General features: G+C 57.0%; 10 protein-coding genes. 7 read left to right on the top strand and 3 right to left on the bottom strand.

Features of this window, described 5'->3' with window-relative positions:
- Positions 1-62 precede the first annotated feature (62 nt).
- Together AC2FFP_RS20660 and AC2FFP_RS20655 are read right to left on the bottom strand one after the other, a co-directional pair.
- Positions 63-1,646 (bottom strand): ABC transporter substrate-binding protein, encoded by a 1,584-nt coding sequence (locus AC2FFP_RS20660; RefSeq protein WP_496740887.1) that lies wholly within the window; start codon positions 1,644-1,646, stop codon positions 63-65.
- Positions 1,647-1,873: 227 nt separating this feature from the next.
- On the bottom strand, positions 1,874-2,794 hold the full coding sequence (locus tag AC2FFP_RS20655) for a LysR family transcriptional regulator (protein WP_496740889.1): 921 nt from the start codon (positions 2,792-2,794) through the stop codon (positions 1,874-1,876).
- 345 nt (positions 2,795-3,139) lie between these two features.
- On the opposite strand from AC2FFP_RS20655, the gene AC2FFP_RS20650 reads away from it, so the two are divergent.
- The 3 genes from AC2FFP_RS20650 to AC2FFP_RS20640 are packed head-to-tail and all read left to right on the top strand — an operon-like array spanning position 3,140 to position 10,571.
- On the top strand, positions 3,140-7,387 hold the full coding sequence (locus AC2FFP_RS20650; protein WP_496881458.1) for a beta strand repeat-containing protein: 4,248 nt from the start codon (positions 3,140-3,142) through the stop codon (positions 7,385-7,387).
- 59 nt (positions 7,388-7,446) lie between these two features.
- Positions 7,447-9,204: a type I secretion system permease/ATPase gene (locus AC2FFP_RS20645; RefSeq protein WP_496734589.1), complete on the top strand. Its 1,758-nt coding sequence runs from the start codon at positions 7,447-7,449 to the stop codon at positions 9,202-9,204.
- Positions 9,201-10,571, top strand: a complete 1,371-nt coding sequence (locus tag AC2FFP_RS20640; protein ID WP_496770012.1) for an HlyD family type I secretion periplasmic adaptor subunit — start codon at positions 9,201-9,203, stop codon at positions 10,569-10,571. The genes AC2FFP_RS20645 and AC2FFP_RS20640 overlap by 4 nt, the downstream gene beginning before the upstream one ends.
- 70 nt (positions 10,572-10,641) lie before the next feature.
- Here AC2FFP_RS20640 and AC2FFP_RS20635 read toward each other — a convergent pair whose 3' ends face one another.
- On the bottom strand, positions 10,642-11,259 hold the full coding sequence (locus AC2FFP_RS20635; RefSeq protein WP_496697795.1) for a TetR/AcrR family transcriptional regulator: 618 nt from the start codon (positions 11,257-11,259) through the stop codon (positions 10,642-10,644).
- A 207-nt stretch (positions 11,260-11,466) separates the two neighbouring features.
- Here AC2FFP_RS20635 and AC2FFP_RS20630 point away from each other — a divergent pair, with 207 nt between their 5' ends.
- The 4 genes from AC2FFP_RS20630 (at position 11,467) to AC2FFP_RS20615 (ending at position 15,244) form a co-directional block, all read left to right on the top strand.
- Positions 11,467-12,396 carry an AEC family transporter gene (locus AC2FFP_RS20630; protein ID WP_496770016.1) on the top strand — a complete coding sequence of 310 codons (930 nt, stop codon included), beginning with the start codon at positions 11,467-11,469 and terminating at the stop codon, positions 12,394-12,396.
- A 101-nt stretch (positions 12,397-12,497) separates the two neighbouring features.
- Positions 12,498-13,331, top strand: a complete 834-nt coding sequence (gene fghA, locus AC2FFP_RS20625; protein ID WP_496726933.1) for an S-formylglutathione hydrolase — start codon at positions 12,498-12,500, stop codon at positions 13,329-13,331.
- 3 nt (positions 13,332-13,334) lie between these two features.
- Positions 13,335-14,792, top strand: coding sequence for a Si-specific NAD(P)(+) transhydrogenase (sthA, locus tag AC2FFP_RS20620; RefSeq protein WP_496770019.1), 1,458 nt, complete (start codon positions 13,335-13,337; stop codon positions 14,790-14,792).
- A complete protein-coding gene (locus AC2FFP_RS20615; RefSeq protein ID WP_496770021.1) occupies positions 14,789-15,244 on the top strand; it encodes a YaiI/YqxD family protein in 456 nt (151 codons plus the stop codon). The genes sthA and AC2FFP_RS20615 overlap by 4 nt, the downstream gene beginning before the upstream one ends.
- The last annotated feature ends 92 nt before the right edge of the window (positions 15,245-15,336 follow it).

The following is a 15,336-nucleotide window of genomic DNA, read 5'->3' as shown; positions in this document are numbered from 1 at the left end:
CGACCTCCCAATAAAGAAAACCGAAGCCGCCAATTGGGCGGCTCCGGTCGTTGAGTGGTGGTTTATTCGACGCTCACACCGTAGAAGATGTGGCCGCCCAGCGGGTGCACTTTATAGCCCTGAACCTTATTGCTCATCGGCATGTACACGACCGAGTGCGCAATGGTTGCCCACGGGGCCTGCTCTTTGAAGATGACCTGGGCATCTTCATACAGCTTGGTGCGTTCAGCCTGATCGGTGGACTGTTTGGCCTTCAGGATCAGATCTTCGAACGGCTCATGGCACCATTGTGCTCGGTTCGACGCTTCGCGACCGTCACAGCCCAGCAGAACCGCCAGGAAGTTGTCTGGATCGCCATTGTCACCGGTCCAACCCAGCAGAACGGCACCGTCACGGTCCAGATCTTTCGAACGCGACAGATACTCGCCCCATTCGTAGGACACGATCTCGACGTCCACGCCAACCTTCGCGAAATCCGCCTGGATCAGTTCGGCCATACGGCGCGCATTCGGGTTGTACGGACGCTGTACCGGCATTGCCCATACCTTCATCGACAGGTCGGAAACACCTTCGGCTTCCAGCATCGCCTTGGCCGCTTCCGGATCATAGGCATCGTCGGTGATTGCGTCGTTGTAGCCCCACATTGTTGGCGGGATCGGGTTTTTGGCAACCTGACCCGAGCCCTGGAACACCACGTCGATGATCGCGTTCTTGTCGATCGCCATATTCAGCGCCTTGCGGACATTCGGGTTATCAAACGGCGCCATCGTGGTGTTGTAGGCCAGATAACCGACGTTCAGACCCTCTTGCTCCATCATGTTGATGTCAGCATCATCCTGCATTGCCTGAATGTCGGCCGGGTTGGGATACGGCATGATGTGGCATTCGCCAGCCTTCAGCTTCTGATAACGCACGGATGCGTCCGGAGTGATCGCAAAGATCAGGTTCTCAACATCCGCAGGAGCCTTCCAGTAGTCGGCATTCTGGGCATAGCGGATCACGGCATCTTTCTGGTACGCCAAGAACGAGAATGGGCCAGTACCGATGGGCGCGGTGTTCAGCTTTTCAGGCGTCCCGGCTTCCATCATTGCATCTGCATATTCTGCAGACAGGATCGAAGCGAAATCCATCGCCATATTGGCAACAAACGGCGCTTCAGGCTTGGTCAGCGTGAATTTGACGGTGTAGTCGTCGACCTTTTCGATGGACTCGACCAGATCGGGCATACCCATACCCTTGAAGTATTCCCACGTACCGCCTGACACCTGATTATAAGGATGGCTGTCATCCTTTTGGCGCATGAACGAGAAGATCACGTCATCCGCGTTGAAATCGCGGGTCGGTGTGAATTCGTCATTCGAATGGAATTTAACGCCCTGACGCAGCTTAAATGTGTACTCCAGACCATCATCACTGGCTTCGACGCTTTCGGCCAGACCGGGGATAACGTTGGTCGTACCGGTTTCGAATTCCAGCAGGCGGTTGTAGATCGGGTGCGATGAGGCATCAAAGGTGGTTCCGGCCGTAAAAAGCGCCGGGTCAAACCCTTCGGGTGAGCCTTCTGAACAATAAACAAGCGTATTTGCCTGAGCGGCTGCGCTGGACAGGGCAACTGCCGCTGTTGCAGCCAAAAATTTAAGTTTCATGATTGTCTCCCAGAAAAATTTTCAATCGGCTTTCGCGTTGCTTTTGTTGACCAAGCAATTTCTGACGACTCTCATCGCCGCGAAATCTGTGCCCAATGTATCCAAAATACAAAATCCATTGTCAACTCACTTTGATAGCTCTTGCACAGCTTAACCAAATGCAAAGGAAGCAGCCGAAAGACTGCCCCGCATCATTGCGTTGCATGATCAAAAGGATCGACGGGTATTTATTGCGAGAATGTTGGGGTCACACCAACCGGTGGCCGGTCCTGAATATATGCACCGACACGGTTCAGCACGGGGTTTCTGGGGCATCCCGGGCGGGTCGCGGCCCCAAGGTTGCGTAGGTTTCCTGGGCCCTCAAACGGAACAAAACACAAGGGCCATTTGTCCCGCTTGAATTGCTCGGCAGCCAGGGCCGACACAATTGTACAATCATCAGAATGACAGATGTGCCGACAGATCGTTTCAAACCTCAGCGCGCTCAGATCAAACCGCTTTGCGACCCGGATCGCAGGATCAGCTTTGGGCAAACGGTCCTCAAGCTCATAGCCGAAACTGTGAGGAAGCCGGATAAAGTCATGCGCGGGAACGCCCTCAGGTGCTATTGAAGGAAGCATACACAGCGGATGCCCCTCGCGCATGGCCAGAAACAGGGGTTCGGACCAAATCGACGTGAAAGCCAAAGCGTCACTGTTGTTGACCTGAGCCACCAGCGCCATGTCCAGCTGATGGTCTTCAACCATCTGCAACATGTTCTGTGGAAGATCCTCAATCATTGTCACTCGCATACGCGGAAAAATATCGCTGAACAGCTCTGAAAAATACTGCGTCAGGTACGGTGCAAGCGTTGGCGTCATGCCAATCCGATATGCAACGGCCTCGGGGTCGCGAAATTGGGTGGCGGAATCGCGGATCTTCTGTGCGTCCGACAGAATGGATTCAGCGACACTCAGGATGCTCTGACCAAACGCGGTTGGCCGCACTTCGCTATTCAGCCGCAGAAACAGTTCAACACCCAGTTCCTGTTCCAGCTTCTTGATCTGGTTCGACAGAGCAGGTTGCGAAACGTTGCACGCAACCGCCGCCTGGCTGAACTTGCCATGCTTCGCGATGGCAAGCACGTATTCCAAATCTCTGAAATTCATCCGCCCAATCTCTCTGCGGTCATACAAAAGACGGCACTGGACCGTTCCCTTCTCTACCGTAAAGCGGGGAAAGGTGCATGAAATACAGATCAATTTCGCTGACAAAACTGTTAACCAGCGCATTCGAATAGAACGTCATGCGGGACAATTGTGACGTAACGTGTTGATTTATATAAGTTGAACTTCCCAGACGCTCACGAAAACCGTGATTATTAGCATTTGTTATACAACCGATTTGCACGATGAATTTCAGCTTACACGGGGTGCCGTCTACCCCTTTGCTACGTGGAATGTCCGAAACACCGGGCGGACCGCCAAACGTAACAATTTTTGACGGAGTACCCCATGCTGTCCCAAATGCTGACAAGCCTGCGCGCTCAGCTCTTGACCACGTCTACCATAGCCCAAGAGACCAACCGTGCCGGCCAAACCCTTTTCAATAACTTCTTTCAAAGTACCGTCGTCGACGACACTCCAGCCTTTGTTCTGGCAAATGACTTCTCGCGCCTGCTGAACTTTGGCGAGATCATCACCAACAACGCCGTCGCCGCTGTTCAGGCGCAGGGGCAGGATGTTGACGTATTCAACTTCCGCTCGGGCTTGATTGAGGCGAACAACGGCCCTGACGCATTGGCCACAGGCGTTCAGGTCACCGGCAGCGCAAGCGTTCGCAACTTTGGTGAGATTGCGGGCGAGTTCAACGGTGTGCAGTTTGCGGGCTCTCAAAGCTCTGGCGGTCTGGATAACTTCCGCGGCGGTGTGATCAGTTCGGACAGCCGTGCAGTAGACATTCAGGGCCAAGGCATTGATGTGCGCAACTTTGGCGGCATCATCGGCACCGGCAATCAGCGCAATGGCACGATCTATACCAACAGCACCACCGAAGACATTTCGATCTCGAACTTTGTGGGCGGCACGATTGACGCCGGCGAAGGCAACCAGGGCGCTGGTATCTCGTTGCAAATCGGCGACGAGGTCGGCGACCGTGTGGAAACTGACATCTTCAACGGCTTTGGTGCTACGATTCAGGGCCGTGGCCAAGGTGCGGCCAATACCGGGCTGGCCGGGGACGGCATCCGCATTGATGACGGTGCCGAAGGCGCCACGCTGGAAACCGAAATCATCAACAGCGGCCTGATCTCGACCGAAAGCAACCAGGGCACAGCCGCCGGTATCCGCATCGCCGATGGCGTAAATGCCGAAGGTGAGATCCTGAACACCTCGACCGGTGTGATTGAAGGTCCCCGTAACGGTCTGTATATCGGCGAAGGCGAACACGACCTGGACGTGCTGAACTTTGGCACCATCCAATCCGGCAGCCGCGCAGTGAACATCGACGGCTCGGGTGTCAACCTGATCAACGGCGGTGACATTCTGGGCACTGGCGACCAACGCAACGGTACCGTTTATGCCGACGGCACTGCGGATGATTTCTCGGTTCGCAATCTGGCCAACGGAACGATTGACGCAGGCGAGCACAACCAAGGTTCTGGTTTCGCCGCAGAAATTGGTGGGGCCGCCGACGGCGCCAACACATTCTCGCTGGAAAACGACGGCGTTATCCAGGGTCGCGGCAACGGCGCGGCAGGCACAGGCCTGGCGGGCGACGGTATTCGCATCGGCAACCCCGGCAATGAAGGCGTTGCTGAGGTGAACATTACCAACCGCGGCGAGGTGAGCTCGGAAGGTGCCAATGGCACTGTAGCCGGTGTGCGCTTTGTAGATGGTGTCGGTTTTCAGGGTGAATTCACCAACTCGGGCACGATCTCGGGTGTTCAAAATGGTGTCTACTTTGGCAACGCGGATCACACAGGTGGTAGCTTTGTGAACGAAGCAGGCGGTGTTGTGTCATCTGACAGCCGCGCACTCAACATTGATGGTATCGGTCTTGAGGTTTCCAACCAGGGTGAGATCCTCGGCACCAGCGATCAGCGCAACGGGACGGTTTATGCTGACGGAACCGCGGATGACTTCTCTGTACAGAACTCCGGTCTGATTGACGCAGGTGAGGGCAATCAGGGTTCAGGCATCGGAGTTGAAGTCGGTGGCGCAGAAGACGGTGCAAACACCTTTGTGCTAGGTAATGCCGGCGTTATCACTGGGCGCGGAAACGCTGATGCAGCTTCGTCGCTGGCCGGTGACGGCATTCGCATCGGTAACGTTGGCAACACCGGTACCGTCGACGGGTCGATCGGCAATATCACCATCATTTCGTCAGAAGGGAACAATGGCACCGTCGCTGGCGTCCGTGTTGTCGACGGAGTGAACTTTCAGGGTGAATTTATTAACCTCGGCGGCATCTCCGGTGTGCGCAACGGTGTCTACTTTGGCAATGGCGATCACACAGGTGGTTCGTTCATCAACGGGAGCAACGTGTCTTCCGGCAGTCGCGCTCTGAACATTGATGGCATCGGCCTGACCGTTGAGAACTCTGGGTTCATTTTCGGTACCGGGGATCAGCGCAATGGGACGGTCTACGCCGATGGTACTGCCGATGATTTCTCGGTTATCAACTCTGGCCGGATTGACGCTGGTGAAGACAACCAGGGTTCCGGGTTTGGTGTGGAAATCGGGGGTGCGGCAGACGGTGCTAACACCTTCACGCTGGAAAACTCCGGTGAGATCACCGGGCGCGGAAACGCTGGTGCGGCTACGTCGCTTGCCGGTGATGGCATTCGTATCGGCAATGTCGGCAACACCGGCACCACTGATGCGACCATTCTAAACACCGGAAACGTCTCCTCCAGCGGTGCCAACGGCACAGTTGCTGGCCTTCGTGTCGTCAATGGCGTGAATTTCCAAGGTACGCTGGAAAATCAGGGCTTCATTACCGGCATCCAGAACGGTGTATACTTTGGCACCGGTGACCACTCAGGTGGTTCGTTCGTGAACTCAGGTATTGTCGCTTCGGAAAGCCGCGCGCTGAACATCGATGGCGAAGGCCTTGAGGTCATCAACGAAGGCCAGATTGTCGGCGCAGGCAATCAGCGCAACGGCGCAGTTTATGCCGATGGAACCGCTGACAACTATAACTTCACCAACACTGGTACGGTCAGCGTCAATGATGGCGCCAACGGTTCTGCCGTATCGCTGCAAACCGGTGATGTTGATGGCGATATCGTCTTGGCAACCATCGTAAACCAAGGAATCTTCCAGGGTAACGGCGATGTCACCGAGGGCAATCAAGTCGGCGATGGTCTGCGCCTGTTCACGGGTCAGAACGACGCGTCCTTTGCCGGGGTTGTCATCAACGAAGGTCTCATTGCCGGGTCCGAGCATTCGGGCGCCGCAGCTGGTATCCGTATTGATGGGGGTCTGAACCTTCTGGGTGCGGTCCTGAACGAGGGCGAAATCCGCGGAACGGTCAACGCGATCGATGCATCGGATGCTGGTGACGTTACCATCGTCAACGACGACGAAGGTGTGATCAACGGCAACGTCCTGCTGGGCGATGGCAATGACATCTTTGTCGATCTGGGCACCACCAACGGTGACATCAACGGTGGCGCAGGTGATGATGTTTTGATCGCAGGCGATGCAGACAATGTGCTGACCGGTGGTCTGGGCAATGACTTCATCGACGGTGGAGAAGGCATCGATACAGCCGACTTCTCGGACCTGGATGTCGCAGTCGAAGTTCGTCTGGATGCCAACGGCAACGGCACGGCCACACGCGATACCGGCTTTAATGTCTCGATCGTGGATGCTGCTGTTGTGGCACCGGACCAGTTCGGGGCGAATATCCCGGATGGAGGTTGGTTTGTAGAAGAGGCCGTTCTGGGCAACCTGTACTACAACATCCACACCGCCGACTTCCCTGGTGGGGAAATTCGCGGGCAGCTTCTGGTCGACGGCGACGTGACCGAGAACGGGATCCGCACCGTCACGCTGAGCGGCGGTCTAGACGCGGCGCAAGAGCCTGGGCCGACATCGGACAGCGAGGCCTCCGGCAACGCAACCGTCGTCATCACTCAGAACCTTGCAACCGGCGAAGTCATCTACTCGAGCGAGCTGAGCGTAGTGGGCCTGAACGAAGCCGACCTTGCCACGCCGAACTCCGGTGTCCTCTCGGCAATCCATCTGCACAATGCGCCAGCGGGAGAAAACGGCCCGGTTGTGCAGGACACGTTGGTGGATGCGGGCGCGACGCTGGGTAACGTGGATACAGGTGGCACCGGTGTTGTCGGGCTGGACGTGATCGACAATCAGGTTGAAACCGACGTGCTGGTCTCGATCGAGAATGTCATCGGCTCCAATGATGGTGACGTAATCGTCGGCAGCGATCTGGAGAACGTTCTGAACGGCGCGGATGGCGACGACTTGCTAAACGGTGAGGGCGGCAATGACGTCCTGATTGGCGGCGAAGGCGCTGACACCTTCCTGTTCCAGGGCACCTTTGGTGACGATACCCTCTCGGACTTTGAAACGGGCGTGGACAGAATTCAGATCGGAGATCTGGGCTCTGACTTCGACGGCGGTCCGAGTACCGTTCAGGATGGTGACGACGCCGTCATCAGCTTCGGCGACGCAGGCTCGATCCGTCTGACCGGTGTCGATGCCGCTGACCTGACCGAAAACGACTTCATCGTTTAACCAATCAACAGCGGGGCGGCCCAGGTCGCCCCGTTTGTCAAACCGGAAAGGGTTCCCTGATGTCCCAGCAAACCAATCCCGTAAAAACCGCCTGGGGGTCGTTGCGCAAGGGTTTTGTCGCAGTTGCCTTCTTCAGCTTGTTTCTGAACCTGCTGATGCTGGCTGGTCCGCTTTATATGCTGCAGGTCTATGACAGGGTCCTGACCAGTCAGAATGTCGACACTTTGATCGCGCTGTCTGCATTGCTGGCTGGTGTTTTTGTTGTCGTCGCCTGCCTTGACCTGATGCGGATGCGCATTTTGGGACGTCTGGCCGCCCGCTTTGAGCTGAACGTTGGCGCGCCGGTCCTCGGTGCGGCTATGCGCCGCCGTGTCCATGGCGAAGCCGAGGCTGGCGAAAACCTTGTCGAAGACGTGAACGGCTTTCGTGAATTCATCTCGGGAACCACGCTGACCGCGTTTTTCGACGCGCCGTGGATCCCGCTCTATCTGTTGGTCCTTTATGCCCTTCACCCCTATCTGGGTCTGCTTGGTCTGGCCGGGGCCGTCATGCTGACGATCATGGCTCTGATCAACAACTCGCGCGCCCGGGAGCCGATGCGGTCGGCTTCGCAAGCGCGCGGTCGTTCCGATGCGTTGTTCGGCACCAGTGACAAGAACGCCGAGCTGGTTCAGGCACTTGGCATGAAATCCGATTTGGTGCGGCGTTGGACGTCGCTTCAGGCTGAAGCCCATCTGCACAAAACCCGCGCCGCTGACCGGGTTGCCAGCTTTTCTGTCGTGTCCAAGACCGTTCGGATGGGTTTGCAGTCGGCCATTCTGGGACTTGGCGCGGCACTGGCCATCACCGGAGAATCCACCGCTGGCGTCATGATCGCGGCAACCATCGTGCTGGCCCGTGCACTGGCTCCAATTGACCAATTGATCGGTCAATGGCGCAGCTTTCTGGCCGCGCGCGGGTCGTATTCCAAGCTGGCAAAACTAACCGAAGAGTTTGCCGAAGCCCCACCCAATCTGCACCTGCCGCGCGCGTTCAAATCTCTGGACGTCAAGATTGCGCAGGCAGGCCCCCCGCGCGCCGTCAACGCCTCGCTCCGCCAGATCGACTTTGGCCTTGTGCCCGGAGATGTGTTGGCAGTTATCGGGCATAGCGGTTCGGGCAAGACCACCTTGGGCAAGATGATTGCCGGTATCTGGCACCCCCAACGGGGTGAGGTTCTGCTGGACGGCAGCCCGATGTCCAAATGGAACCACGAGGATCTGGGCAAACAGATCGGTTATCTGCCACAGGATATCGAGCTGTTCGACGGCACGATCCGCGAAAACATCGGGCGCTTCTCTGTCGCCATAGACGATGCCGAAATGCTGCGTGCCGCACGCGAAGCCGGTGTGCACGAAATGATCAGCGCCCTTCCCGATGGATATGAAACGCGCATCGGTCGGGGGTTCTTTCTGTCGGGTGGTCAACGTCAGCGGCTGGCACTGGCCCGGGCGCTTTATGGCGATCCGTTTGTGTTGGTTTTGGACGAGCCGAATTCGGATCTGGATGCCGAAGGCGAACAGGCCCTGCGTGATGCGATTACAGCAGCGCAGTCCCGCGGCGCAATTGCCATCGTCATGACCCATCGTCCTGCAACGTTGCAGGCTGCCAACAAAGTAATGGTTCTGCGAAACGGCGCTCAAACACAGTTCGGGGATAAAGAGGACGTCCTTAAGGTCAATCGCCGGAACGTTCTGGACAAACCGACTCAATCCGGGGCGCAGGAACCCACCGCGCGCTCTGCCAATACAACTCAGATCAGCGGAGCTGCCCAATGACCAAGTTGATGAAACGCACACAATCCCCGAACGTGCTCACCGCCCAGGATGTGCAAGTATTGGACATCACGACCGAAGCCTCTGGCATCAAACGCTATGTCCTGTTTGGGTTGTTTACCCTGATGGCTTTCGTCGGCGGCAGCATCTATTGGGCCTTCGCCTCGAAACTGGATGGTGCGGTCGTCGCGCCAGCACAGTTTGTGGTGGAAGGTGACCGCAAAACGGTTGAACATCTGGACGGAGGGATCATCGACTCGATCCTTGTCACGGACGGTGAATTTGTTCAGGCAGGTCAGCCCCTCGTACGGCTTGACAGCTCGGATATCGACGTAGATCTGAGCGTCCTGGGCAGCCAATTGGGCGAATTGTCGGTCCGGCGCGCCCGCTTGCTGGCGCAGATCAACGGCACGGACAGGTTTGACGAACCAACCGCATTGGCCGGGTTCAGCGATGGAATGCAGCGGCTGCATTGGTTGTCGCCCTACCTGACGCAGAAACAACTATTTGACGCCGAAGCCCGCGCCCGCCGGACCGAGGCTCAAATCAACGCGCAGCGCATTCAGGGGCTGCGCAATCAGATCGCCGGCCTGAACGAACAACGCCTCTCAACCCAAAATCAGAAGGACATCACGCAGGTTGAGCTGTCCAATCTGAAATCTTTGCTGGACAAAGGGCTTGTGGCCGTCACACGGGTCAGCGCGCGCCAGATCGAAATGGAACGTCTGGGCGGTGTCGATGCGTCGTTGCGCACCCAGATCGCGCAGGCCCAGGACCAGATGCAAGAGTTGCAGCTGTCCCTGCTCAGCCAACAAAAGCTGCGCGACGAGGTGATCGCCGGAGAGCTTGCGGTTGTGGATGCCCAGCTTGATCTGATCCGGTCACAATATTCAGGGGCATCGGAACGGTTGAAACGAACACAGGTCCTGGCCCCTGCCAGCGGGCGGGTCGTTAATTTGGCAGTATCTACAACCGGCGGCGTCATTCGCCCCGGAGAGGCGATCATGGATATTGTTCCCGCCAATCAAGCCCTGATCGTCGAAGCACGTATCAAGACCGCCGACATCGACAAGTTGCAGATCGGTCAGGCAACGCGCATTCGCCTGTCAGCCTTTACGCAGACCGATGTGCCTGAAGCCAGCGGCCGGATTTTTGACATCTCAGCCGACGCGCTGGAGGACGATCGCACAGGCGAGCCTTATTACAAAGCCCGGGTGAAACTGGATCCCGATCAACCCATCGAAGTCGCCGCACTGGATCTGTTGCCAGGAATGCCCGCGGATCTGTTCGTGAAAACCGGCGAGCGCGCAGTAATCAGCTATCTGTCACAGCCAATCAGTGACCGGCTGGCCAAGACTTTTATCGAGTGACTTGTTTTGCCCGCATCCGGCTTGCCGGGTGCGGGTCGTTCACATCTTTCTTGTGATTAAATGCAGCAGGTTAGACGCCGTATCGCGCCATGAACATATCAACGGCCTGCGTCGCAATTGCATCCAACTCTGCTTTGGAAAAGCTCTTTTGAACACCGATGGCAGCGCGGGTCCAAATCCGAACCTTGCATAGTTCACTGAACTGTTCGGCCGCCAATTGCAGGTTGTCGATGGCGAGCTCACCCTTGTTGACTGCCTTTTCCAGATACTCGACCATCTGGCGCTGACCGTTCTGCGGCCCGGCCTCATAAAATGTTTGGCCCAGCTCGGGGAACCGGTCACGCTCGGCGATGCAGATGCGGAACATTTGTTGCGAGAAGTCCGAGACTAAAAAAGTCGTCAGTTCCGTCGCCGCGATAGTCAGAACTTCGCGCGCTGGCTTGCAGTCGTCGACCATCGCCACGACGTTTTCGGCCATTCTCCTGCACTCGACCTGCGCCACTTCCATGAACAGCAGGCGTTTGTCCGGGAAATAACTGTAGAGCGTCGCCTTCGACACCCCCGCAGCGCGCGCGATGTCGTCGACGCTTGCACCTTCGAAACCATCCGCCATGAAAACCTCTCGGGCTCCGCGCAGGACCTGATCAAATTTTCGGCCTGTTCGCAGAATGACGGCTGCTTCGGTCATGTACTCTCCTTCGGTCGATTGGGTGACAAATGTATAAACCGTTCAGTTCAGATACAACAAATCGCACAATTAGCAGGCATCTGGCAACACAGATGACGTTAGGTTTTCGATTGACCAGTTAAGTTATTTTACAACGCGCGTCCCCAAAACCCTATAACTGGCCCGTCACATCTTGCAGCCTGTGTGTTACGTGCTACCACGTTGCACATGGTCGATATCTTTCTGCGCACACTGCCCTTTTTTGCGATCATCGGCTTGGGGTACTGGGCCGGGCGCAGTCGATTTTTTTCTGAAGAAGCAACGGCGTACCTGACGAAATTCGTTTTCTATTTTGCGCTGTCGGCCATGCTGTTTCGCTTTGCCGCCACCCTGCCCTTTGCGGATATCTTCAATGCAAGGCTAGTCGTTGGATACTTGATCGGAACCGCCGCTGTGTACGTCTTGGCGACGGTTGTCGCATGGATACGCCGGCTTGATATCCCGACCGCAGCGGTAGAGGCACAATGCGCGGCCATCGGCAATGTCGGTTTTCTGGGCCTGCCCATGCTGGCGCTGCTGTTTACCGAAGCCGCGATTGGCCCGGTTATGCTGGTTCTGACGGTAGATCTTGTGGTGTTTTCATCCCTGATCGTCATCCTGATAAATGGTGGGCGCGACGGACGGTTGACGCCTGCAACCTTCCGCCTGATCGGGATTGGGTTGATCAAGAATCCAATGATTGTTTCGATCTCAGCAGGATTGCTGTGGTCCGCCTTGCAGATCCTCGTTCCTGTCCCATTGAATGATTTCCTGACAATTCTGGGCGGGGCAGCCACACCGGGTGCCCTGTTCGCGATCGGAGCTTCTCTGGCCAGCAAATCCGCGGAACGCGTTCACATTGCAGGCTGGCTGAGCTTTTGTAAATTGGTTGTCCACCCTGCTTGTGTCGCCGTTGTGTTGCTTTGGGTTTTGCCCGTGGCTGCGTTTCCTGCTTCCGTCGCCATCGCCGCCGCGGCACTGCCGGTGGCGGGTAACGTCTATATGCTGGCCGCCCATTACAGGGTGGCGCCGCACCGTGCATCTGCTGCGATACTTTTGTCCACAGCGGCCAGCATTCTGACGGTGCCATTGGTCATCGCCTGGGTTGGAACGCCCTGATCTAGGCCTTGTCAAAAATGGCACATCAAAGCCGCTCAGCCTTTACGTATCGAGCGTGGAAGGATAGCCATGTCGCAAACCCAACGTAAGGACAAAACCAAATGGAAACCCTTTCGGAAAATGCATGTTTCGGAGGCGTTCAGGGCGTCTACCGCCACGCCTCGACTGCCTGCCAATGCGACATGACCTTTGGCCTGTTCCTGCCAGCCGAGGCCAAGGACGGCCCGGTTCCGATTTTGTGGTATCTGTCAGGCCTGACCTGCACCCATGAAAACGCGATGACCAAAGCAGGTGCTCAGGCTTGGGCGGCCGAGCAAGGCATCGCGGTTGTCTTCCCGGACACCTCCCCGCGCGGTGAGGGTGTCGCGGATCACGAGGATTATGATCTGGGCCAGGGCGCCGGGTTCTATCTGAACGCCACGCAGCAACCTTGGGCGCCGCATTTCAACATGTGGGATTACGTGGCCGAAGAATTGCCTGCTTTGCTGATCGAAAACTTCGCGATCGATGCGGAGCGTCAGGCAATAACCGGACATTCGATGGGAGGTCACGGGGCGCTGACGCTCGCGATGAACCTGCCGGGTCGCTTCCGGTCTGTCTCCGCCTTCGCACCCATATCGAACCCGACGGGTGCGGATTGGGGTCGCAAGCAATTAAGCGCCTACCTTGGCGACGATGAGACGGCATGGGTCAAACACGATGCCTCGGTCATGATGAAAGAAATCGGCTTTGATGGCCCTATCCTGATCGACACTGGTGCCAGTGACCAATTCATCGACTTGCTGCGCCCCGAAACTTTGGCGCAGGCGATTGCCGAACGTCGTCAGCAGGCAATCTTCCGCCTGCAACCGGGCTACGATCATTCGTACTTCTTCGTGTCGACCTTCATGGAAGACCACATCACCTTCCACGCTGAGGCACTGTACGGAGACTGAGGCATGAGCCAATACGACTATGACCTGATCATCATCGGGTCCGGCCCCTCGGGTCGGTCGGCCGCGATTCAGGCGGGCAAGCTGAAACGGCGCGTTTTGGTGATTGATCGTAAGGATCGGTTCGGCGGCGTGTCCGTCCACACCGGTACGATCCCGTCAAAGACCTTGCGCGAAACGGTTCTGAACTTGTCGGGCTGGCGCGAGCGCAGCTTCTACGGCCGCTCGTACCGGGTCAAAGATCAGATCCGGGCCGAAGACCTTAAGGCACGTCTTCATATGACGCTGGATCACGAAGTTGACGTGTTGGAGCACCAGTTCAACCGCAACCATGTGGAGACCTTGAACGGATTGGCCAGGTTCGTTGGGCCGCACGAGGTGGAAGTCGCCACTGATGCAGGTGAGACCACGCGACTGACAGCAGCCAAGTTCCTGATAGCAACCGGAACAAAAACCTATCGCCCGGATTATGTGCCATTCAACGGAAAGACCGTTGTGGACGGTGACGATTTTCTTGAGATGGCAGAGATCCCACGCTCGCTGGTCGTGATAGGTGCCGGAGTGATTGGCGTGGAATACGCCACCATGTTCTCGGCATTGGACGTTCGGGTGACGTTAATTGAACCTCGTGAAACCTTCTTAGATTTCATCGACACCCGCCTAATCCATGATTTCACCCATCAGATCCGCGAAAACGGCGTGGACCTACGTCTGGGCTCAGCCGTTCAAAAGATAGAAGACGCTGGGGGCCATGTCGAAGTGACTCTCGAGAATGGCCGCCACGTGCGAGCTGAGATGCTACTGTTCGCCGCCGGGCGCATGGGGGCGACATCGGCATTGAACCTGCAGGCCGTTGGCTTGGAAACCGATCATCGCAATCGGATCGACGTGGATCGCAAGACGTATCAAACTGCAGTGCCGCATATCTACGCGACTGGCGATGTGATTGGGCACCCATCATTGGCCTCAACCTCGCTGCAACAGGGCCGTGTGGCTGCATGTCACGCGCTGGAAACCCCTACCCTGCCGGAAAGTCCCTGGTATCCTTACGGCATTTATTCGGTCCCCGAGATCTCAACTTGCGGCATGTCCGAAGAGGAACTGCAAGAACGCGGCATCCCATACGAAGTTGGCGTGGCGCGGTTCCGGGAGACCTCGCGCGGGCATATCATGGGGTTGGAACACGGCATGCTGAAGATGCTGTTTTCACTAAAAACCCGCCGGGTGTTGGGTGTTCAGATCGTGGGTGAAGGCGCGACCGAGTTGATCCATATCGCGCAGGCGGTCCTGAATCTGAAGGGCACGGTGGATTACTTCGTGCAGAATACGTTCAACTATCCAACCCTGGCCGAGGCCTACAAGATCGCCGGCCTGGATGCATTCAACCGGATGCCCATTCCGGAAGAATTCAAAGTGCGCAAGAAACCAGCAGAACCGACCAAGAAAGAGGCCAAGAAGGCGTGACGACCCTCTATATCGATGGCGATGCCTGCCCCGTGAAAGCCGAGGCTGAACGGGTTGCAACCCGGCACAAAGTTCCGATGGCACTGGTGTCAAACGGTGGCTTGCGGCCGTCTGCAAACCCATTGGTGCAGGTGGTTATCGTGTCCGAGGGTGCGGATGAGGCTGACAAGTGGATCGCCGAACGCTGTGGGCCTAGTGACGTTGTGGTGACATCCGATATCCCGCTGGCCGCAAAATGTGTCGAAGCCGGTGCGCGGGTTCTGCGGCCAAACGGTGAAGCCTTTACCGCGGCCAATATCGGCCAGCAACTGGCCATGCGTGATTTGATGGCCGACTTGCGCGCATCCAACCCATTGGGCGCGGGCGGCGGCGGAAAACCTTTTGGCAAGGCTGACCGATCCCGGTTTTTGGACGCCCTGGAACGGGAATTGAGGGCTGCGCAGCGGGGCTAGTCCTCCCGCTTTCCAGCGACGCATCAAAGATGCGTCTTTGACAATTGGGCCGGGCAGCGCTGCGCGCTGCGGTTGTGCCTTGAACAATTCTG

The sequence above is a fragment of the Ruegeria sp. YTSC004 genome, assembly GCF_059609805.1.
Note: the sequence above shows the minus strand (reverse complement) of the source record. Positions and strands in the feature narration are given on the sequence as shown.